Annotated in this window: 20 protein-coding genes; 13 read left to right on the top strand and 7 right to left on the bottom strand. The window is 67.0% G+C overall.

The genetic code is table 11. The features are described from left to right. Nucleotides 1–302: 302 nt before the first annotated feature. Nucleotides 303–3,662 carry a TIM-barrel domain-containing protein gene (locus tag DBR20_RS07685; protein ID WP_108265768.1) on the bottom strand — a complete coding sequence of 1,120 codons (3,360 nt, stop codon included), beginning with the start codon at nucleotides 3,660–3,662 and terminating at the stop codon, nucleotides 303–305. A gap of 321 nt (nucleotides 3,663–3,983) precedes the next feature. On the opposite strand from DBR20_RS07685, the gene DBR20_RS07680 reads away from it, so the two are divergent. The 6 genes from DBR20_RS07680 to DBR20_RS07655 all read left to right on the top strand — a co-directional run bounded on the left by DBR20_RS07680 (nucleotide 3,984) and on the right by DBR20_RS07655 (nucleotide 11,314). Then, nucleotides 3,984–5,138: an SIS domain-containing protein gene (locus tag DBR20_RS07680; RefSeq protein WP_108265767.1), complete on the top strand. Its 1,155-nt coding sequence runs from the start codon at nucleotides 3,984–3,986 to the stop codon at nucleotides 5,136–5,138. After that, complete coding sequence (locus tag DBR20_RS07675; protein ID WP_108265766.1) at nucleotides 5,131–6,069, top strand: ROK family protein; 939 nt, start codon at nucleotides 5,131–5,133, stop codon at nucleotides 6,067–6,069. The genes DBR20_RS07680 and DBR20_RS07675 overlap by 8 nt, the downstream gene beginning before the upstream one ends. Before the next feature lie 17 nt (nucleotides 6,070–6,086). Further along, nucleotides 6,087–7,421 carry a D-tagatose-bisphosphate aldolase, class II, non-catalytic subunit gene (locus DBR20_RS07670; protein ID WP_108265765.1) on the top strand — a complete coding sequence of 445 codons (1,335 nt, stop codon included), beginning with the start codon at nucleotides 6,087–6,089 and terminating at the stop codon, nucleotides 7,419–7,421. A gap of 33 nt (nucleotides 7,422–7,454) precedes the next feature. After that, nucleotides 7,455–8,231 (top strand): DeoR family transcriptional regulator, encoded by a 777-nt coding sequence (locus tag DBR20_RS07665; protein WP_108265771.1) that lies wholly within the window; start codon nucleotides 7,455–7,457, stop codon nucleotides 8,229–8,231. Further along, nucleotides 8,228–9,343, top strand: coding sequence for an amidohydrolase family protein (locus DBR20_RS07660; protein ID WP_108265764.1), 1,116 nt, complete (start codon nucleotides 8,228–8,230; stop codon nucleotides 9,341–9,343). Before DBR20_RS07665 ends, DBR20_RS07660 begins: the two co-directional genes overlap by 4 nt. A 168-nt stretch (nucleotides 9,344–9,511) precedes the next feature. Then, nucleotides 9,512–11,314, top strand: a complete 1,803-nt coding sequence (locus DBR20_RS07655) for an MFS transporter (RefSeq protein WP_108265763.1) — start codon at nucleotides 9,512–9,514, stop codon at nucleotides 11,312–11,314. A gap of 107 nt (nucleotides 11,315–11,421) precedes the next feature. On the opposite strand, the gene DBR20_RS07650 is transcribed toward DBR20_RS07655, so the two are convergent. Continuing rightward, entirely contained in the window at nucleotides 11,422–11,973 is a 552-nt protein-coding gene (locus tag DBR20_RS07650) for an HdeD family acid-resistance protein (protein WP_100462082.1), read from the bottom strand. A 58-nt stretch (nucleotides 11,974–12,031) separates the two neighbouring features. After that, nucleotides 12,032–12,727, bottom strand: a complete 696-nt coding sequence (locus DBR20_RS07645) for a ComF family protein (protein ID WP_108265762.1) — start codon at nucleotides 12,725–12,727, stop codon at nucleotides 12,032–12,034. Nucleotides 12,728–13,052: 325 nt separating this feature from the next. On the opposite strand from DBR20_RS07645, the gene DBR20_RS07635 reads away from it, so the two are divergent. Next, on the top strand, nucleotides 13,053–13,544 hold the full coding sequence (locus DBR20_RS07635) for a GNAT family N-acetyltransferase (protein ID WP_108265760.1): 492 nt from the start codon (nucleotides 13,053–13,055) through the stop codon (nucleotides 13,542–13,544). 109 nt (nucleotides 13,545–13,653) lie between these two features. Here the strand turns inward: DBR20_RS07635 and DBR20_RS07630 are convergent, their stop codons facing one another. Together DBR20_RS07630 and DBR20_RS07625 are read right to left on the bottom strand one after the other, a co-directional pair. Then, on the bottom strand, nucleotides 13,654–14,709 hold the full coding sequence (locus DBR20_RS07630; protein ID WP_258223243.1) for a DUF5694 domain-containing protein: 1,056 nt from the start codon (nucleotides 14,707–14,709) through the stop codon (nucleotides 13,654–13,656). Nucleotides 14,710–14,908: 199 nt separating this feature from the next. Then, nucleotides 14,909–15,199, bottom strand: coding sequence for a hypothetical protein (locus tag DBR20_RS07625; protein ID WP_108265759.1), 291 nt, complete (start codon nucleotides 15,197–15,199; stop codon nucleotides 14,909–14,911). A 99-nt stretch (nucleotides 15,200–15,298) separates the two neighbouring features. On the opposite strand from DBR20_RS07625, the gene DBR20_RS07620 reads away from it, so the two are divergent. Further along, a complete protein-coding gene (locus tag DBR20_RS07620) occupies nucleotides 15,299–15,781 on the top strand; it encodes an H-NS histone family protein (protein WP_258223242.1) in 483 nt (160 codons plus the stop codon). 175 nt (nucleotides 15,782–15,956) lie between these two features. Next, nucleotides 15,957–16,520 (top strand): fasciclin domain-containing protein, encoded by a 564-nt coding sequence (locus DBR20_RS07615; RefSeq protein WP_108265757.1) that lies wholly within the window; start codon nucleotides 15,957–15,959, stop codon nucleotides 16,518–16,520. A 114-nt stretch (nucleotides 16,521–16,634) separates the two neighbouring features. Here the strand turns inward: DBR20_RS07615 and DBR20_RS07610 are convergent, their stop codons facing one another. Together DBR20_RS07610 and DBR20_RS07605 are read right to left on the bottom strand one after the other, a co-directional pair. Beyond that, entirely contained in the window at nucleotides 16,635–17,168 is a 534-nt protein-coding gene (locus tag DBR20_RS07610) for a hypothetical protein (protein ID WP_219927801.1), read from the bottom strand. Between the two features lie 107 nt (nucleotides 17,169–17,275). Beyond that, entirely contained in the window at nucleotides 17,276–17,704 is a 429-nt protein-coding gene (locus tag DBR20_RS07605; protein WP_108265756.1) for a hypothetical protein, read from the bottom strand. Nucleotides 17,705–17,835: 131 nt separating this feature from the next. Between DBR20_RS07605 and bioB the strand changes: the two genes are divergently transcribed. The 4 genes from bioB to DBR20_RS22785 all read left to right on the top strand — a co-directional run. Next, nucleotides 17,836–18,879 (top strand): biotin synthase BioB, encoded by a 1,044-nt coding sequence (gene bioB, locus DBR20_RS07600; protein WP_108265755.1) that lies wholly within the window; start codon nucleotides 17,836–17,838, stop codon nucleotides 18,877–18,879. A 67-nt stretch (nucleotides 18,880–18,946) separates the two neighbouring features. Then, a complete protein-coding gene (bioF, locus tag DBR20_RS07595) occupies nucleotides 18,947–20,170 on the top strand; it encodes an 8-amino-7-oxononanoate synthase (protein ID WP_108265754.1) in 1,224 nt (407 codons plus the stop codon). 18 nt (nucleotides 20,171–20,188) lie between these two features. Further along, nucleotides 20,189–20,968, top strand: a complete 780-nt coding sequence (gene bioH, locus DBR20_RS07590) for a pimeloyl-ACP methyl ester esterase BioH (protein WP_108265753.1) — start codon at nucleotides 20,189–20,191, stop codon at nucleotides 20,966–20,968. A 29-nt stretch (nucleotides 20,969–20,997) separates the two neighbouring features. Next, nucleotides 20,998–21,215 (top strand): SDR family NAD(P)-dependent oxidoreductase (locus DBR20_RS22785; protein ID WP_258223241.1); only part of this gene is annotated, 218 nt, incomplete at its 3' end.

Raw genomic sequence — 21,215 nt, 5'->3', positions numbered from 1 at the left:
GTGCGGCGGATGTTGGAGCCGGTGACCTCGATGCGGGCCAGGTCGGTGGCCTTGTCCTTGCTCTCCTGGGCGAAGGCAGGAACGGCGACCGACAGCAGCACGCCGGCGATGGCCAGCGACAGCGGTGCGATCGAGCGACAGGGGGGGCGGTGGTGGCGGGCGGGCAACATCGGGGTTCTCTCCTGGCAGGGGTGCGGCGCGAATGGTGGATCGGCGGGCAAAACGCTCCCGGGCCACGGCCCCCACAGTCGTGGTGAAGCCGTAGTCGGAATGGGCGGGGGAGGAGCGGTGTTACGTGGCGGTCATGGGGCGACGATGCTGGCGGAGTCGCCCTCCTGGCCGATCAGCACGGCGTTGGCCCAGTTGGCGCAGACCTGGGCGGGTTGGCTGCCCTGCGCACCCAGCGTGCGCAGGCTCAGGGTGGAAAGGCCACGGATGTCCAGCTCAGGCTTGACCACGCCGGGTGCCTTCACCAGGCCGCTGTCATACAGCAGATGGTTGTCACCCCAGACCTGGAACTGCAGGCCACCGGCCGTGCGGCAGGCGTCGTCGATGCCGAGGTCGGCGCGCAGCAGGCGCCAACCACCCTGCAGGCGCAGGTCGATGCGGCTGTTGGCGGCCACGCCGAGGCCACGGCGGAACTGCAGGCCGTTCATGCGCATGCCGGCGTCACCAGTGAACGCCTTGTCGGCGCGCACCTGGCTGGCCAGCGCGGCCGGCACCGGCAGCTCGGAGAGATAGCGCTGCCGGGCCGGCCGCTCCGGTTCCTGGTGTTCAAGGATGTGGAAGGTGGACAGCGCAATCGGGCCGACGTCGCGCGGTTGCAGTGCATCGAAGGCACGCGCACTGCCCTGCGCAGCAGTCACCATCGGATCGGTACTGCCGGCACCATCACCTTCGGGGTTCTGCACGCTCAGCACGCGGAAGCGCAGCAGGCGACCGGCGTGGGCCGGGAAGTCGATGCGCTGCACGCCTTCCTTCAACTGCAGGTGGCCGCGGGCGATCGGTTCGCCCCACTCGCCATTGCTGTCGCCGAGGTACACCTCGTAGTCGCGCACCTGGCCGTGCTTCCAGTTCTTGTCGTTGCGCGGTGCGATGTCGATGCCGTCGATCATCCTGCGTTCGCCGAAGCCGATCACCCACTCATGGGCACCGGTGCGCACGGCCTGGTTGCGCACGCTGCGGAACCACGTGGCCGGATCATCATCGAAGGCATTTTCCAGCGCATGGCCGGGTTCTTCGGCCGGGCGGTTGACCACCAGCAGGCTGTCGGCCGGCAGTTCGCGGCCCAGCACCGGTGCGGCCGGGTAGGCATCGTCAGTGGCCGCTGCGGCGACGGCGAAGTCCAGCTGCAACTGCAGCGGCTGGCGGATGTCCTGCGCTGCGGTGCGTACGTGCAGGGTGCCGCGACGCTCCTTGGCGTCGAAGTACCAGCCCTCGTTGGCGCTGTTGAACGCGGTCGCATCGGCCAGCGCAGGCAGGGTACGGCCGGCGGACTGCACTGCACGCGGCGCCTGCCGGCTGAGCACGCGCAGGCCATAGCGGCGCTGCGCCAGCTGGCCGTTGTACTGGCCCTGCACCGCATCGATCTGCACCTGCACCGGGCCACTGCCCTGCGCCGGCGCCTGCACGGTGATCTTCTGCGTGCTCGACTCGCCCTGCTGATAGCGGCGCGTGTTGCCATCGTCTTCGTACAGCGTGTACTGCGAATCGCCCTGCGGGTACAGGTCGAAGGTCACCTCATCAAGTGGTTTCTCGCCGTCGAACAGCATCGACGGGTACATCGGCAGGATCGCACCGGCACGCACGAACACCGGCAGCGTGGCCAGGTCCACCTGGCGGTCCAGCTGGCGGCCATCGGCGGTGGCCTGCACGCGGCGGCCATCCCAGTAGTCGATCCAGCCGCCGGCCGGCAGGTGGATGTCGCGGCGCCAGCCACGGCTGGCGGCCTGGCTGCGGTACACCGGTGCTACCAGCAGGTCGCGGCCGAGCAGGAACTGGTACTTGTAGGTTTCATCCTGCGCGTGCGGATCGCGCGGGTTGTCCCACATCAGGCCACGCACCGGCGGTGCACCGGTCTGCGCGGCCTCGTGCACCAGCCCGTACATGTACGGGGTCAGGCGCATCTTCAACTTCAGGTAATCACGGTTGATGCTGCGGTAGGGCTCGTCGTACCACCACGGGTGCTTGCGTGCGTTCGACGACCAGCCGCTCATGCCCATCAGCACGGGCGTGAACGCCTTCCACTGCAGGTCGCGGGTGAAGGTCTCGGCGCTGCCGCCGAAGATCGCATCGACATCGCCACTGGCGTAGGCCATGCCGGACAGGCCCGAACCCACCAGGGTCGGCACATGCCAGCGGATGTAATCCCAGCTGCTGCTCTGGTCGCCGGTCCAGGCCACGGCATAGCGCTGGATGCCGGCCCAGCCCATCACCGTCCACAGGAACGGGCGCGAATCGGAATTGTCGAGGATGCCGTTGAATGCCTGGCGGTTGGCGTCCATCGCGAACTGGTAGCCCTTGCCGGTCCAGGCCACGTCCAGTTTCTGCACGCGGCTGCCGGCCTTGCCCACTTCCCAGGCAATCTTGTCGACGCCGTTCTCGGTCCACAGGCCGGTGCGGAAGCCATACCCGGCCAGGCCCTTCACGGTTTCCGGCAACTGCTTGTAGCCGCAGCCGTAGCCATCGTTGGGCAGGATCCAGCCGCCGGGCATGTCGTTGGCGCGGTACTGCTTGGCCACGCTGTCGATCACATCGGGGGTGGTGCCGGTCGGGCCGTCGCTCCAACCTTCGGGCACGGTACCGGGCTTCTTGCTGTTGTCGCCGTCGTTGTAGCAATCGGCGTCGCCGTAGGACAGCGCCCAGCGCGCCACCATGTTCGGGCGACCGGTCAACTGGGTGTAGCGCTCGATCAGCTTCGGCAGATCGGCGCCAACGAAGTAGTACGCATCGAAGCGGTCTTCGCGATGCAGCAGGGTGGCCTGGTCGCTCTGTCGCAGGTCGTAGCTGCCATCGCTCCATGTGTTGCGCAGCATGCCCCAGCCACGGCTGCTCAGCAGCATCGGTGCCGGGCTCGGGCGATCGCCCTCTTCCCAGCCGCCGGAGTACGAGACTTCCAGCTCGCGGCCCTTGAACTGGTAGCGGCCGTTCTGCTGGCCACCACCGTAATAGCCTTCATCGGCCTGCGAAGACAACACCTGCACGCTCTGCGCGGCATCCAGGTCCAACGGCTGCAGTTCCTGCCACAGCGCGGTGGGCTGGCCGTTGTCCAGGCGCTCCAGGCGCAGGCGCAGCGGCTGCCGCTGCACATGCAGCACCAGTGCAGCGGTACGCACGCGGATCTCCTGCGCGTCTTCTTCCAGCTGCGCCTGCACGTTGGCCTTGGGCTGCGGCAGCACGATCGGCGCGGCCTTGTCGCCGGCCCCGGTCAGCTTGCCGTTGCGGCCGGCCTGCACGCGGATGATGTCGGTGGCCGGCAGTTCGATGCGGATGCGCGTGCCGTTGTCGGTCTGCAGGTCCCAGCCACTTACACCGTCGGTGCTGGCACTGGCGCTGACCGAGCGCAGGTTGCCGACCGGTGCGGCCTGGGCCGACAGGGACGCCGACAGCAATGCCGGCAACAGGGCCAGCAGCAGTGGCGAACGACGAACGCAGATTTCCACACGGACTCCCAACCCGTTCACCGGGCGTTTCGAAAGCGGTTGGGCCGACTCTAGGGCAGCGATTCGAAAGATGTCAACAAATTGAAAGGAAAAAGGAAGATATATTTATATGAAACGAAAGTTGTTGCGCTGCAATACTTTGTGTAAGCGCTTGCAGGCCCCTGTTAAGCATTGTGCGATACGGCATATGGCGGTTTCTTTCGTTTTCCGCGGCCTGCAGCACCGTGAAAGTCAGCGCCGCAATATCTTTCTTTTTACTTTCGGTATTTGACATTTCGAAAGAAAACACAGATGGTGCGCTGGCCCAACTGGAACCTCCGAATGGACGTCACCCTGCTTTCCGATGTGTCCGCCTGGCAGCGCCGCGGCGGAGCCGATACCGCTACAGAAATCGCCCAGCAGCCGGCGCTGTGGGAAGCCCTTGCGCAGGATCTGTCGCGTGCCCGCGACCGCCTGCAGGCCTTCCTCGGCGACAGCCTCAATGACCCGAACCAGCGCGTGCTGTTCACCGGCGCCGGCAGTTCCGGCTTCATCGCCGAAATGGTGGCCGATGCGATCAACGCGCAGTGGCCGGCCGAGGTGCGCGTGGTGCACACCACCAGCCTGCTCACCCACCCGGCGCTGTACCTGCAGCGCGACCGTCCGACCCTGCTGGTGTCGTTCGGCCGCAGCGGCTCCAGCCCCGAAAGCGTTGCCGCCGTCGACCGCGTGCGCAGCGACGTGGACGATGCGCGCTTCCTCGACATCACCTGCAATGCCGATGGCGAACTGGCCCGTCGCGGCGCCGGCCGTGCCGACACCTGCACCCTGCTGATGCCGTCGGCCAGCTGCGACCGCGCCTTCGCCATGACCAGCAGCCTGACCTGCATGCTGCTGGCCGCGCTGACTGTGTTCGATCGTTCGCCGTGGGATGCGCGCATCGGGCGCCTGAAGCAGATTGCTGGTCTCGCCCGCGAAGGCCTGGCGCAGTGGGACGCACAGGTGGCCGCGCTGGCGCAGCGCCCGTTCAACCGGGTCATCTACCTTGGCAGCGGCCCGCTGGAAGCACTCGCACGCGAAGCCGCGTTGAAGGTGCTGGAGTTGACCGCCGGCCGCGTGCTGGCGCTGGCCAACACCCCGCTCGGCTTCCGCCACGGCCCGAAGTCCACGCTGGACGGCACCACCCTGGTCGTCGTGCTGCGCAGCGGGCAGCCGCTGGCGCGCCGCTACGAGCAGGATCTGCTGGAAGAACTGCGCCGCGATGGCGTGGCCGGCCAGGTATTGTCGATCGGCCCGCATTCGGATATCGGCGCCGATGATGACTACACCCTCACCGTGCCTGCCCTGGATGACCCGTGGCTTGCGCCGGTGTGGCTGGGCTTTGCGCAGCTGTACGCGCTGCAGCGTTCGGCCGCACTTGGCCTGACCCCGGACAATCCGTTCCCGGACGGCACCGTCAACCGCGTGGTCAAGGGTGTCACCATCCACCATGGCTGAGCTGATCGCCAACGCCTGCTATGGCATCGACATCGGCGGCACCAAGATCGAGCTGGTGGTGTGCGATGCGGCGATGCAGGTCACCTGGCGGCGCCGCGTGGCCACCCCGCAGGGTGACTACGACGGCTTCCTGCAGGCGGTGGTGACACTGGTCGCTGAGGCCGATGCCGCGCTGGGTCGCAGCGATGCGTCCATCGGCATCGCCCTGCCCGGCGTGCGTGATCGTCGCAGCGGCCGCCAGCTCAGCGCGAATGTTCCTGCGCTGACCGGCCAATGCGTGGCGGCCGATCTGCAGGCACGCCTGCAGCGCCCGCTGCATTTCGGCAACGACCTGCAATGTTTCGCGCTCTCTGAAGCGCATGGCGGCGCCGCCGATGGCTACCCCAGCATGTTCGGCGCCATCCTCGGCACCGGTGCCGGTGGCGGCTTCTGCCTGCAGGGACGCCTGCTGTCCGGCTTCAACGGCCTGGCCGGCGAATGGGGCCACTGGAGCGTGCCAGGGCACCTGCTGCAGCGCCATGGCCTGCCGTTGATCGATTGCGCCTGCGGCCTGCAAGGCTGCGTGGAACGCTACGTGTCTGGTAGTGGCCTGGCGATGATCGAGCGCCACCTCGGTGGCAGCGCTGCCGATGCCAGCGTGGTGATCGCCCTGGCCGAAGCCGGCGATGCGCGTGCACGGCAGGCGCTCGACATCCACCGCGACCTGCTCGGCCACAGCCTGGCTGCACTGGTGCTGGCCCTGGACCCGCACGTGATCGTGCTCGGCGGTGGTCTTTCCCAGTACGCACCGCTGTACCAGCTGCTGCCTGCGGCCATCGCCGCGCATCTGTTCAACGGCGTGCAGGTGCCACCCATCGTGCCACCGCGCTTCGGTGATGCCGGTGGCGCACGCGGTGCCGCCCTGCTGGCCTGCCAACCCTCGTTTTCCTGATTGACCGGAGCTTGACCATGTCCCCGTTGCAGACCCTGCTTGCCTCCCACCGCGCCGGTGCCAACGTCGGCCTGTACAGCGTCTGCTGCAGCAACGAACAGGTGCTGCGTGCGGCCATGCACGTGGCGTTGGCGCACGATACCGTGCTGCTGATCGAAGCCACCTCCAACCAGGTCGACCAGTTCGGCGGTTACACCGGCATGACCCCGCCGCAGTACCGCGACTACGTCGGCACCTTGGCCGATGAAGAAAGCTTCCCGCGCGAGCGCCTGATCCTCGGCGGCGACCACCTCGGCCCGAATGCCTGGCAGAAACGCCCGGCTGCCGAAGCGATGACCCATGCGCGCGTGCTGATCGAAGCCTACGTCGCCGCTGGTTTCCACAAGATCCACCTGGACTGCAGCATGTCCTGCGCCGATGACCCGGTGCCGCTGCCCGATGCCATCGTCGCTGCACGTTCGGCCGAGCTGGCTGAAATCGCCGAGCGCACCGCCGCCGAACACGGCCTGCCGCCGCCGGTCTATGTGATCGGCACCGAAGTGCCGATTCCCGGTGGCGAAGCCTCGCTGGCCGGCGGCCTGCAGGTGACCACGCCGGCCGCGGCCGCACAGACCCTGGCCATCCACCAGCAGGCCTTCGATACCCCGCAGCTGCGCGATGCATGGCAGCGCGTGCTGGCAATGGTGGTACAGCCAGGCGTGGACTTCGACCACAGCAACGTGCACGAGTACGACGCTGCCGCCGCCAGTGAACTGGCCGACTTCCTCGAGCAGCAGCCGCGCATCGTGTTCGAAGCGCATTCCACCGACTACCAGCGCGAGAGCGGCCTGCATGCCCTGGTGCGCGACCATTTCGCCATCCTCAAGGTCGGCCCCGCGGCCACCTTCGCCTACCGCGAAGCGCTGTTCGCGCTGGCTGCCATCGAAGCCGAGCTGCTGCCCGCCGCGCAGTGCTCGCGCCTGCCGCAGGTGCTGGACGAGGTGATGGTGGCGCAGCCGAAGTCCTGGCAGTCCTATTACCAGGGCGACGAGGCGACACTGCGCCTGCTGCGCAGCTATTCCTTCAGCGACCGCTGCCGCTACTACTGGGGCGAGCCGGCGCTGCTGCAGGCCGTGCAGACGCTGTTCGCAAACCTGGAACAGCACGCGCCACCGCTGGTGCTGCTCAGCCAGTATCTGCCGGAGCAGTACCGCGCCGTGCGCGAGGGCACCCTGGCCAATACGCCTACCGCCCTGGTGCAGCATCGCATCGGCCTGTGCCTGAGCGAATACGCCCGCGCCTGCAGCGCCAACCAGGCCGGATCCCGCAAGCACAACGCACGTTCGGCTGCCGCCGTACTTGCGAACGGCTAATCTCTACCTTTCCCTGCGAAACCGAGAATGGCCATGCGCAACACCCGCTCCCGCCGGCAACAGATCCTGCAGCTGCTGATCGAGCACGGCTCGGTGCAGGTGGCCGATCTGGTCGAGCGCTTCGGCGTGTCGGCGGTGACCATCCGTGCAGACCTGACCCACTTCGAATCGCAGGGGCTGGCCACGCGTACCCACGGTGGTGCCACGCTGGTGCGAACGCCGCCGCAGGAGCAGGACATCCATGAAAAGGATGCGCTGAACCTGCCGCTGAAGGACTCGATCGGCACGGCGGCCGCGCGCCTGGTGCAGGCCGGTGACAACATCATCATCGACTCCGGCTCCACCACGATGACGTTGGCCCGCCACCTGCGCGATCACCGCGATGTGACGGTGATGACCAATGGCCTGAACATCGCCTGGGAACTGGCCAACGCCGCCGGCATCACCGTGCTGCTGACCGGCGGCCTGCTGCGCCAGCAATCGCTGTCGCTGCAGGGCAGCCAGGCCGAAGCCAGCCTCAACTCCTACAGTTTCGACACGCTGTTCCTGGGCGTGGATGGCCTGGACCTGCAGTTCGGCCTGACCACCCACGACGAAGCCGAAGCCCGCCTCAACCACCGCATGGTCGAACGCGCGCGGCGCATCGTGGTGCTCACCGACGCCTCCAAGTTCGGCCGCGTCAGCCTGCACCGCATCGCCCGCCTCGATCAGATCCACGCCATCATCACCGACGCCGGCATCGACGAGGCAACCCGCGAAGGGCTGCAGCGGCTGGGCATCGAAGTGATCATCGCCGAGCCCCCCGCATGACCGATACCCGCTCCCTGCACGGCCGCATCCTCACTCCGCTGGGCTGGCGTCGCGGTCAGGTCCAGTTCGATTCGCACGTGCGCCAGCTGCAGGTGGACGACCACAGCGGCGGCGATGACCCGCAGCTGCCGGTGATCCTGCCCGGCTTCATCGACCTGCACGTGCATGGCGCGGCCGGCGTGGACCTGATGCAGGGCGGCGATGTGGCCCGCACCATCGCCCGCACCCATGCACGCTTCGGCACCACCACGCTGCTGGCGACCACCATGACCGCCGGCCTGGACGAGATCGAATACGCGCTGCAGGGCGTTGCGGCCACGATGGCAGCGCCCGATGCCGATGCCGCCTGCATCGCCGGCGTGCACCTGGAAGGCCCCTTCATCAGCCCGCAGCGCCTGGGCGCACAGCCCAACCGCACGATCGAGGCGACGATGGCGCTGGTGCAGCAGCTGCACGCACTGGCACCGATCCGGGTGATGACGCTGGCGCCCGAGATCGGCGAGCACACTGCGCTGATTCCCGCGCTGTCCGCACTCGGCATCCGCGTGCAGCTCGGCCATAGCGCCGGCACCTATGAGGAAGGCGTGGCCGCATTGCAGGCGGGTGCTTCCGGCTTCACCCATCTGTTCAACGGCATGACCGGCGTCGACCACTACCGGCCTGGCATCGCCGCGGCTGCCCTGGCGCACGCGCAGTACGCCGAGATCATTCCCGACCTGCAGCACATCCACCCCGGCGTGATCCGTCTGGCCGCACGCGCGATTCCACGCCTGTACGCGGTGACCGACGCGACCGCCGCCACTGGCATGCCCGATGGCGAGTACGCGCTGGGCGAGCAACGCGTGCACAAGTGCGGCGGCTGCGTGCGCCTGGCCACCGGCTCGCTGGCCGGCAGCGCGCTGACCATGGACCAGGCGCTGCGCAATCTGGTGCAGGTGGGATTGGAACTGGCTGACGCGTCGCAACGCGTGTCCACCTTCCCCGCCGATTACCTGGGCTTGAGCGATCGCGGCCGCATTGCGCCCGACGCCCGTGCCGACCTGGTGGTGCTGGATGCGGAACTGCGCCTGCAACAGGTCGTGGTCGGTGGCCGTGTGATCGACCTGCACTAGGCGACGCACGTCTGTAGAGCCGAGCCATGCTCGGCTGCTTTTCGCACCGACATCGACGACGTCCGCGCCGCGCTTTGCGCGGCAAGCCGAGCATGGCTCGGCTCTACACGAAGCGCGCAAGCGCATTGCATCAGCCACGCACCATCCCGTTAGTCCAGGAACGAGTCGATGACCGCAGCCACTGCACCTGCCGTACCCGCTTCCACCGCCCCGCGCTGGCCCGTTCGCTACCTGCTCTTCATCGGCGGCCTCGGTGGCCTGCTGTACGGCATCGACATCGGCATCATCGCCGGCGCCCTGCCTTACCTTGAAGCCACCGCCAGCCACGCCTGGCAGCTCAGCAGCCAGCAGCTCGGTTTCGTCGTCGCCGCGGTGCTGCTGGGCAGCGTGCTGTCCTCGCTGTTCGCCGGCATGATCGCCGACCTCATAGGCCGTCGCGGTGCGATGCTGCTGGCCGGCATCCTGTTCACCGCCAGCATCCCGATCATGGCGCTGGCGTCGGGCTACACCCCGCTGCTGCTGGGGCGCCTGCTGCAGGGTGTCAGCGGTGGCCTGATCGGCGTGGTCATCCCGCTGTACCTGGCCGAAGTGCTCAGCCCCGAGCGGCGCGGTCGCGGCGCGGCGATGTTCCAGCTGCTGCTGACCGTCGGCCTGGTGCTGGCAGCGTTGATCGGCCTGTACCACGCGCATGCCGTGGACGCCGCCGCAGAAGCGGTGCGCTCGCTGCCGGTCGCGCAGCAGGCGCAGGAACTGTTCACGGTGAAGGACCACGCCTGGCGCACCATCTTCTGGACCTGCCTGGCGCCGGGCCTGTTGTTCTGCGCCGGCATCTTCTGGCTGTCCGAATCGCCGCGCTGGCTGGTGCGCCGTGGCCGTATCGATGATGCCCGCCGCAGCCTGCAACGCGTGCTGCCCGCTGCCGACGTCGAGCCCACGCTGGCGCAGATCCAGGCGCCGGAATCGAGCAGCAGCAGCGGCAAGCGCGACCCGCTGCTCAGCCGCCGCTACGTGGTGCCGTTCGTGTTGGCCTGCGTGGTGCTGGCCTGCACCCAGGCCACCGGCATCAACTCGGTGCTGGCCTATGCGGTGAACATCCTCAACCAGGCAGGCCTGTCCGGCTCGGTCGCCAACGGCGCCGACGTGGCGATCAAGCTGCTCAATGCAGTGATGACCGTGGTCGCGCTGCTGCTGGTCGACCGCAAGGGCCGCAAGTTCCTGCTGATGCTGGGCAGCGGTGGCATCTGCGTTGCCTTGCTGGCCGCAGCAACGCTGTTCTTCCAGGCCGAACGTGGCCGCGCCGACGTGCAGCCGCAGCTGCAGGCCGCAGTAAGTGGCGATGGCCTTCAGCTGGTACTCGATGACGTGCAGTGGCAGCGTCTTGCCAGGGGTATCGACCCCGAGGGCCGGCCACTGCAGTTGACCGTGTCCTACGCCTATGGCGACTTCACCAACGTGCGCGCCCTGCGCAGCGACAACCTGACCGACCGCGAGCTGCGCATCGAACGCGCCGGCACCGTGCAGCCGGACAGCGTCATCGGCGCGTTCTTCCGCACGTTGCACCTGAATCCGTTCGCCGACCCGGCCAGTGCCGCGCAGGCACCGCTGCGCATCGAGCAGGCACGCATCGGCCCGATCCCGCCGCCCGCGCATGGCTGGGCCGTCGCCACCTGCATCCTGGTGTTCGTGGCGTTCTTCGCGGTTGGCCCCGGCGTGTGCGTATGGCTGGCGCTGTCCGAGCTGATGCCCAACCGCATCCGCTCCAACGGCATGAGCATCGCGCTGCTGATCAACCAGTTCGTGTCCACCACCATTGCCGCGATCTTCCTGCCGACGGTGGGGCACTACGGCTACGCCAGCATGTTCCTGTTCTGGGCGGGCTGCACGTTCGTGTTCTTCCTGGTGGCCGCGTTGTGGCTGCCGGAAACCAAGGGCCGCTCGCTGGAAGAGATCGAAGCCGGGTTCGCCCGGTAGCGGTCGACCTTGGTCGACCTCCGCGCGCAGCGCGGAGGTCACATGGCTGGATCAAAGCGCGACTTTCAGTCGACGCTACCCATCGCGCTGCCGCAGCAAAGCAGCCCTCAGCGCAGCTTGCGCAGCTTGAACGCCACCAGCACCTGCAGCACGCCGTACAGCAGGCTGCCGATGCCGATCCACAACGTGGTTACCGCCACGCCGGCATACGGGTTGGCTGCAAACAGCAGGCCCAGCACGATGGCCAGCACACCGCTGAGGATCAGCAGCCACTCACCCTGGATCTGCTTGCGTACGCGAATGGCGAAGACGATGCGGTAGATACCCGCCACCAGCAGCCATGCCGCCAGGAACAGCACCAGCACGCTGGCAGTGGCCAGCGGATTGATCACGGCCAGGATGCCGAAGCCCAGCGAGGCGACCACGTACAGCAGCAGCCAGCCGCGCGAGGCGCCGCTGGCACCGGTGATCAGCGCCAGCAGGCTGATGACGCCCTCGACGATGGCCATCACACCCAGCGTCCACGCCAGCGCGATGGCCGCCGACATCGGCCAGCCGATCGCGATGATGCCGAAGCCCAGCGCGACCAGACCGTACAGCAGCAGGATCCACCAGCTGCGTCCAACGGCCGACAACAAGGGAGACAAGGGGGAATTCATGACCACTCCTTCGATCCGGGTTCATGGCCATCCTAGCCCTTGCGGATGAAAGGGGCGATCACGGAACGCGAGCGCAGACCCACGCACGCACCTCTCCTGCGCCCACCAGCCGCAAGGTCTCTGCAATCTCCAGCACGGTACTGCCGGTGGTCATCACGTCGTCCACGATGGTCAGCCGCGCTGGGACGGCGCCGCGCACATCGAAGGCGTCGAACAGGTTGTCGCGGCGCTGCTCGGCGCTGCGTTCGGACTGCGGCGCGGTATGGCGACGACGATACAATCCGCGCCACGTCGGCATCCGCAGCAGGCGACACAGCTCCGCGGCCTGATCGTAGCCACGCTGGCGCAGCCGCTTGCGGTGCAGTGGCACGGGTACCAGCGGCGCGCACGACCATGGCGGCGGGTTGCGCAACATCAACTGCGCAAGCAGGCGTCCGGCAGCCAGATCCTGATGGAACTTGTAGCGGACCAGCAATTGATCGACCGGCGGCAGGTACAACAGACTGGCATGGGTCGCGGCCTGCGCTGGTGGATCGTCGCGGCAGGTCCCGCAGATGGGCAGGGCTTCATCTGGTAGCGGCAGCGCGCAGCGAAGGCAGGCGCGACCCGCCCACGGCAGCTCGGCGAGGCAGGCGGGGCAGAGATCGAGGGTGTCATGGCCGCGCTCGCTGCAGACCAGGCAGCGCAGGGGCAGCAGCAGGCCAAAGGCAGCCTGCAATGGTTCACCAAGGGCAGAAGGCAGTGGGAAGCGCATGCCGCAGCATCGCCCTGCAAGCGCAGGCTGCCCATCGGTGAAAGGGCTGCATGCATGTCAGTACAGCGAGCGTTGGCCTTTGGGGACCGCGTCTTGCGCGGCCGTAAGCCTGCATCGCACCCGCTACCGCGCGCTTGCCCTCCACCACGCGGATGCCCGGGCCGCGCTTGGCCGAGAAATAGGTCACGTGGGGGCGGGCGCGATCGAAGGGATCGCGGGTGATCATCACGCCCGAACTGTCCGAGGGCGCGGCAAACCATCCCGGCGGATCTGGCGCCAGCTATCATCACTATGGGCACGGTTGCCCTGGACGGATCTCTGCCGCATGGACGGACTGACGCTTGTCAAAGCAACCGCGCAGGACGCGGATGTGGTCTTCAGACTGATGCAGCTGTACTACTTCGAAGCTTCGGCCTGGAGTGATGAGGAGATCCGTGCCGATGGTCTCTACGACTGCGCACTTGCCGATGTCCAGGCCCGGCTGCAGGAAGAGCCCGAGTGGACCCGTCTGCTCTGGCTCGATGGCCTGCTGTGTGGATTCGTCCAGGTGGATGACGTCGAGTTCCAGGGGCGGCGCGTGCCAGAGTTGGCGGATCTGTTCATCCTTCCAAAGCATCGGGGTAAAGGCATTGCGTCTGCGGTGGTTGCAGACCTTGTTCGGCCAACAACGGGGGAATGGTTGCTGGCCACATTCCGCAAGGACCATACTGCGCACGCATTCTGGGAGCGGAATCTTGCAAAGATGGGAATGGCTTGCAGCGTCCCAGCCGGGTCAGAAGGGACAGACTTCCGCGTGTTCCTGATCAGGGCGAAATGACGAGGAGGCGCGCCACTCACGGCGGCGTCTCATCGCTGATCCTTCATGGCGAGGAAACGGGCATTGATCGGGAACAGCGTGCCTCATGCAGCCGCCGGTCCTTGGCGGGCTATTTCAGGAGCGGCTGCACGTCGACAATCCGTACGTCGTGCATCTGCTCGAGGTACGCATCCAGGTACGCCTTGTGTGAGGCGCCGACAATCACCAGCGTACGCATTCCCGGAGTCGGTCCCATCAGGTCGCGGATGTTCGCCGCCATGCGCAGGTTGCGCGTCTCCCACGAGGTGACGTAAAGGCGCCCGTAGCCCTGCGGAGACGGTTCCTCCAGCGCGGCACCGTAGTCGCTTTGGAAGGTGACCGATGCCACGTCAGGTGCGTTGTAGCGGCGATACATCGCCAGTGCCTTCTGCGGGGTATCGACCTGCACTTCCAGGGTGCCGAACATCGTTCCCCGCTGTTTGGTCGCCGGGTTGTCCCAGGCCTTCCTGACCGCAGCTGCATAGGCCTTGGGATCGGGGCCAAACTGGTCGGAGCTGTGGTCATCCATCGGCCACAACCGCTCGTGGCCAAGACGGACGGCGAGGGCTGCGGCGATGAGCGTGTTTTCATTGCGGCTGACGCGCAGCGCTTCCAGCACCGCAACCAGATCCTGGTCCAGGCCGTCGCCTGCCTGCCGATCCGCTTCGGGGAGGCGCAGCCATTGCACCAGTGCCGAATCGCGTTCGCCGGCGGCCAGGAACGTAGCGGCAAGCGTGCGCCGTTGCGCGGCCGTGGGATGTGCGGGCCAGGTCGCCAGCATCTTGTCTGCCGCCGCGTTCGCTGCCGCCACATCAAGACCCGTTGCTTTCTCCGCCGCCGAAACATCGGGGCAGTAGTCCTTCACCGTATATCGGTAGCGGGAGGGGTATCGCCGCAGCATGTCGCACTGCTGGCCCGAAACGGCTTCGATCGCAATGGCCTTCGGCTGCCACGCTGCGAGCCGGTCGATCAGGGTACCCAGCGATGAGGGATCGAAGGTTTTCGGCAGTACCGCCAGGTGCGCGCTGCCGAGCACCATCACTTCGTTCGGCACCCCGTGCTGCGGCCCTTTGTGGGCGCGCGGGTCGAAGGTCTGTGCCTGCGCCGTTCCTGCAAGCATCCCCACCGCCAGCAGCGAGCCGATCAACGAGCTGATCAACACTCGCCGTCCCCACATCCCCTGCATCATTCCCTGTTGCATATGGCTCGCCGTTGAAGCGCCTGTTCAGCGCATAGCGGCGCAGATTCCATCGCCGCAGTTTCTTTGTCAACAGCGCTTGTTCTGTCTCCGTCGAGGCTGTACGCAGTCGGACAGCGCTGTGGACGAAACTCCGAACGGATCGACGTCAGGCACGCGTAAGCGCGATCCACCGGTAGCCGAAGTAAACGGCCCCTGCGACCACGGGCACCAGACTTATCCAGAGCGGCAACCCGAGCACGAAGAACATGAGTGTGGCGGCGGCGAGCGCGAGAATCGACAGCCCGATCACCCGGATATCAAACAGCGCGATGTCCGCTGCGTCTTCTTTCCAGGTGTTTTGCGCCCGGCCCCTGCTGGTGCGCTGCCGACGCAGCAGCCATACATCGGAGACGAAGCTGGCTATCCCTTCCAACAGATCACCGATGAAACCGGACATGGACGATCCCTGACGGCCGGATTGAAGGGGTAGATCTTCATGGCGCGCGCGTTGGCGCGTCAAGCGATCATTCCCGGGGCCCGGGAGAGCCGATCCAGCGTGAAGGATCGTGGCATCCGCCGCTTGACAGGCAACCAGGATGTCCTGACTCTCCGCAGCATGACTATCGACGTTGAACACCTGAGCCTGCGCGAACTGAACGCCCTTGTGACTGCTGCCGAGCAGCGGAGGGCGCTGGTCGCCAGCCGCCGCCCCGTGGCCGTCGTCCGCCGCAAGCTGATCGCCTTCGCTGCGCAGTGCGGCTACACGATCGAGGAACTGATCGGCACCGCGCCCGCCGAGGCCACGGCGCCGGCGAGAAAACCCGCCGCACGACGCAAGCCCGGCAAGGTAGCCGCCAAGTACCGCGATCCGGACAACAAGCGCAACACGTGGTCGGGCCGCGGCCGGATGCCGCGCTGGCTTGCCGAGAAGACCAAGCATGGTCGCAGCCCCGCTGATTTCCTGATTCCCGGGCTGGGCCGGTCCGCCGCTAGCAAGACCAGCACGATCGGCCAGCGAACGGTCTTCAAACAAGGCTGACTGCAGACGCTGGGCGCCCGGAGCGGACGCTGGCCGGCCGCTCACGGCGGCGTCTCATCGCTGAACCGTGCAGCCAACGCGCGCGTTTCCGGGTACGGCGGTGCATCTGCTGGTCTGCCTGCTGCGTACCTTCCATGCCCCCATGCCGGGGGCGGAAGTACCCAGGAGACGCACCATGCACGCTCTTCTTCAACGTATCGCCCTCACCGCCAGCCTTGCTGTGCTCTGCGGCACCGCCTCGGTCAGCTTCGCCGCCGACACGGTGATGGTCGGTGGCGCTGCGATGTACCCCAACAAGACCATCGTCGAGAACGCCCTCAACTCCAGGGACCACACCACGCTGGTGGCCGCCGTGAAGGCCGCCGGGCTGGTGGACACGCTCAATGGCAAAGGACCGTTCACGGTCTTTGCACCCACCAACGAAGCATTCGCCAAGCTGCCCGCAGGCACGGTCGACACTCTGGTCAAGCCGGAGCACAAGGCAGACCTGACCAAGATCCTGACCTACCACGTGGTCGCCGGCACCCATACCTCGCAGCAGTTGATGACCGACGCCAGGAAGCACGGCGGCACGGTGTCGCTGAAAACCGTGGAAGGCGAGCCGCTGACCGTGAAGCTGCACGACGGCGCGCTTTGGGTGGTTGATGCCAAGGGCGGCAAGGCAGCCATCAGCATTGCCGATGTCAGGCAGTCCAATGGCGTGATCCATGTCGTGGACACGGTACTGATGCCGAAGTGATCTGATGCGCCGGGCGGGCATTCAACGCAATGCCCCGCTCGGTGCATGGCTCGTGCACGCTGGCCGCTTACTGCATCGTAGCGATGGCAGTTACCTGCAACGCCATCCAGCCGCTCACTCCTCGCCCAGCGCCACCGGCAACGGTACCTTGCGGATCAACTTGAGCGCGCGTCCTTCCAGCACGTAGAAGAACGCGAAGTTGCCGGTCCTTGCGTAGTTGTCGTCGAACTCCCCGCCCTCGGCCACTACCAGCGCGCTGTGCGGATCAACCTTGACCACCATCGGGCCGAGCTCTCCGCCGAGCGATGGCGTAGCCAGCTTGCCGCTGCGCTTGCTGACGAAGGTCATCGAAACACAACTGGTTCCGCAACCCCAGCCCACCAGCGTGTACTCGCCGGCAAAGCCGACCTCTCCGTCCTTCAGGGCTGCAGACAGGCGCGTCCTGAACATGCGGGCACGTGGATCGCTGAGATCCAGCGATGCGGTCGGCCCGCTGTAGATCTTTGTCACGGGGTAGTCGGCGAACCTGGGATTGCCGCCTTCACCATTGAAGATCGCCTCGCGGATGCGTGCGTTTTCTGCGACCTGTGCGGCAGTCGGGCCAATGGAACTTGCGGCATCCGTGGTATCCGGGGCGCTTGTCTGCATCGCCTCCACCTGCGTTGCCGAGCAAAGGGTCAGTCCTGCGCCGGCCACAGCCAGCGGGATGGTCAGCAATATGCCCCTTCTGAACATACTCATCTCCTCAAGACACCCTATTGCTCTGCACATGCTTCAGCGGCAAGCGAACAGACTTGCACGACAGCGGCGACCTGCGGCGTTTCTTCCGCATGCCTGCAGTCCTGCAACCAGATCAATACGTGCTGCCCCACCTTCAGGTCGGTCTCCTCGATACCGCCGCCATAGACCGTCCACAGACCAGTGCCATCGTTGACGATAGTGCGGTGAACCAAGCCTGCTTTGGTCTGGACCGTCAGCCGGTGATCGTGGATCTTCACGATCTTCCCCGTCACCGAGGGCGGCGAGGGAGGAATGTCATCGCCATCGGCAGCCGGGAGCACGCACTGCGTCGTCGCCAGAGCGATGCCGGGAATGGGGGTCAGCATCAAGGCAGTGGCAATGGCCGTCACCTGCAGCGCGTTCGCCGCCACGGCCTTCAGTACGGCGATCAATGGGTTGTTCATGGCAATCCTTTGCGTGAGCGCCCAGTCTAAACCTCGGACGCAATGTAAACTTATCAATATCCTCAACAGTTGACAGCTCGCCACGAGCCACCCAGACTGCGCCCTCGCTCCAGCCCTTCCAAGGTCCCGCCATGGCAACCGCCATCCGCCACGACTGGCACCACGACGAACTGCAGGCGCTGTTCGACCTGCCCTTCCCGGAACTGCTGTTCCGCGCCTCCGCCGTCCACCGCGAGCACTTCGACCCGGCCCAGGTGCAGGTCTCCACGTTGTTGTCGGTGAAGACCGGTGGCTGCCCGGAAGACTGCGCGTACTGCCCGCAGGCGCAGCGCTACAGCACCGGGGTCAACGCACAGAAGCTGATGGACACCGACGCGGTGCTGGCCAAGGCGCGCCAGGCGAAGGCGGCCGGTGCCTCGCGATTCTGCATGGGTGCGGCCTGGCGTTCGCCGAAAGACCGTGACATTCCGAAAGTGGCTGCGATGATCGCCGGAGTGAAGGCGCTGGGCCTGGAAACCTGCGCCACGCTGGGCATGCTCAGTGGCGAACAGGCGCGCGCGTTGAAGGACGCCGGCCTGGACTACTACAACCACAACCTCGATACCGCGCCGGACTACTACGACTCGATCATCCACACCCGGCAGTATCAGGATCGCCTGGATACGCTGGGGCACGTGCGCGATGCGGGGCTGAAGACCTGCTGCGGCGGCATCGTCGGCATGGGTGAGACCCGCGCGCAGCGCGTCGGCCTGCTGCTGGCGCTGGCCACGTTGCCGGCGCATCCAGATTCGGTGCCGATCAACAAGCTGGTGCAGGTCGCCGGCACGCCGCTGCATGGCAGTGCCGAGCTGGACCCGTTCGAGTTCGTGCGCATGATCGCCGTGGCACGCATTGCCATGCCGCGTTCGATGGTGCGGCTGTCGGCCGGTCGCGAAGCGATGAGTGACGAACTGCAGGCGCTGTGCTTCCTGGCTGGCGCCAACTCCATCTTCTATGGCGACAAGCTGCTGACCACCGGCAACCCGGAAAGCGAGCGCGACATGGCCCTGTTCGCACGGTTGGGCCTGCAGCCGATGGCGGTGCAGGTGGACGCCGACGGTCACGACCATGGCGGCACCGTGCATGCCGATATCAGCGCCGATGCCCCCAGCTGCGGCTGCGCCCACGCGGCCTGAGCCGGCGGCCAAGCAGGCGTCGCGGCAACGCGCTACCCTAGCCGCCCCGTCGCCGCATCCAGCCGCCATGGCACGCCCCGACCTCACCGCCCGCCTCCAAGCCCAGCGCGCGTTGCGCGATGCACAAGGCCGTCGCCGCCCACGGCGCACGGTCACCCGTCGCGATGGTGTGCGCCTGGAAGTCGATGGGCGCTGGCTGACCGGCTTCTGCAGCAACGATTACCTGGGCCTGGCCCAGCAGTTCAGCGTGGTCAACGCACTGCAGGACGCCGCCGCGCGTGAAGGGACCGGTGCCGGTGCTTCGCATCTGGTCTGCGGCCACCACGCACTGCATGACGCATTGGAGCGCGAAGTTGCCGAGTGGCTCGGTTACCCGCGTGCGCTGCTGTTCGGCAGTGGCTTCGCCGCCAACCTGGCCGTGCAGCAGGCGCTGCTGAGCGAAGAAAACGATGTCTGCGTGCAGGACAAGCTCAACCACGCCAGCCTGCTCGATGCCACGCGGCTGGCCGGCGCGCGTCTGCGCCGCTACCCGCACCTGGATGCGGAAGGTGCGATGCGCCAGCTCAAGCATGCGCCCGATGGCGCGGCGATGCTGGCCACCGACGGTGTCTTCAGCATGGATGGCGATATCGCGCCGCTGCGTGCGCTGTCGCTGGTCGCGCGCCTGCAGCAGGCGTTGTTCTACGTGGACGATGCGCATGGCGTGGGCGTGCTCGGCGATGGCCGTGGCGCGGTCGCCACCGCCGGCCTGGGCGTGGACGATGTGCCGCTGCAGCTGGTCACCCTGGGCAAGGCGCTCGGCGGTTCCGGCGCGCTGGTGCTCGGCCGCGAAGACCTGATCGAGCATCTGGCCGAAACCGCACGCCCCTACATCTACACCACCGCCATGGCGCCGGCATTGGCGGCATCCGCGCTGGAAGCGGTGCGGCTGGCCCGACGCGATCATTGGCGGCGCGCGAAGCTGGCCGATCTGATTGCACTGTTCCGCGGCGAAGCGCGCCGTCATGGGCTGGATCTGATGGCATCGGAAACGCCGATCCAGCCGTTGCTCTGTGGCGACGACCACACCGCCATGGCGATGTCGCAGGCGCTGGAACAGGCCGGCTGGCTGGTCGGCGCGATCCGCCCACCGACCGTGCCGGAGGGCAAGGCGCGTCTGCGCGTCACCTTGTCCGCGCTGCACACCACCGAACAGGTGCGCGGTCTGGTCGAAGCCATCGCCGTTGCACGCGACCGCGTGGCCTTTGCCGCGCGCGAAGTACTGCCGCCGTCGTTGCCGGCGCTGGCCTGAGTGATCGTGTAGTTCCCCATGCATATCGAAGTGACCGGCCATGGGCCGGACCTGGTACTGATCCACGGCTGGGCCCTGCAGGGTGGCGTGTTTGCGCCGCTGGTGCAGCGTCTGGCCGATCGGTTCACGCTGCACCTGGTCGACCTGCCCGGCCACGGCCACAGCCGAGACGACAGCACGCCGCTGCGTCTGCCGTTCGTGGTCAACGCCATTGCCACGGCCACGCCGCCGGCGGTGTGGTGCGGTTGGTCACTGGGCGGCCTGTTCGCGCTGCACGCGGCGGCCACGCTGCCGAAGGTACGTGGCCTGGCAATGATCGCCGCCACCCCGCGCTTCGTGCGCGGTGATGACTGGCCGCACGCCGTGGAGCCCTCAGTGTTCGAGCAGTTCGGTCGTGACCTGGCGCAGGACTTCAGTGGCACCCTGGAACGTTTCCTGGCACTGGACGTGATGGGTTCGGCGCATGCCCGCGAGGAACTGCGCACCCTGCGCCAGCGCCTGGTCGAACGCGGTGCGCCTACCGAACGCGCACTGCGCGAGGGCCTGCAGCTGCTGGAGAACACCGACCTGCGCGGCGCCCTGCCCGCACTGGGCAAGCCCAGCCTGTGGATTGCCGGCCAGCGTGACCGTCTGGTCTCTCCCGCTGCAATGCAGGCCGCTGCCGCGCTGGTACCGGGCGGGCAGTCGCTGACCGTCGCCCATGGCGGCCACGCCCCCTTCCTCGGCCATGCCGATGAAGTGGCAGCCGCTCTGCAACACTTCGTTGCCGGCCTGTCACCGGCCGATGGCGGACAATGATCTTCCCTACGCTTCTGCAGGACTGACGCATGGATCTGGGCATTTCCGGCCGCTGGGCACTGGTCTGCGGCGCCAGCAAGGGGCTTGGCCTGGGCTGCGCACGGGCGCTGGTGGGCGAAGGCGTGAACGTGGTCATCGTCGCCCGCGGTGACGCTGCGCTGCAGGCCGCGGCTGCGGAACTGCGCGCGCTGCCCGCTGCCGCTGAAGTGCGCGCCATCGCCGCCGACGTCACTACCGAGGCGGGCCG

Origin of the sequence: Stenotrophomonas sp. HMWF023 (assembly GCF_003060985.1) — a bacterium.
GTDB classification, from domain to species: Bacteria; Pseudomonadota; Gammaproteobacteria; order Xanthomonadales; family Xanthomonadaceae; genus Stenotrophomonas; species Stenotrophomonas lactitubi.
Note: the sequence above shows the minus strand (reverse complement) of the source record. Positions and strands in the feature narration are given on the sequence as shown.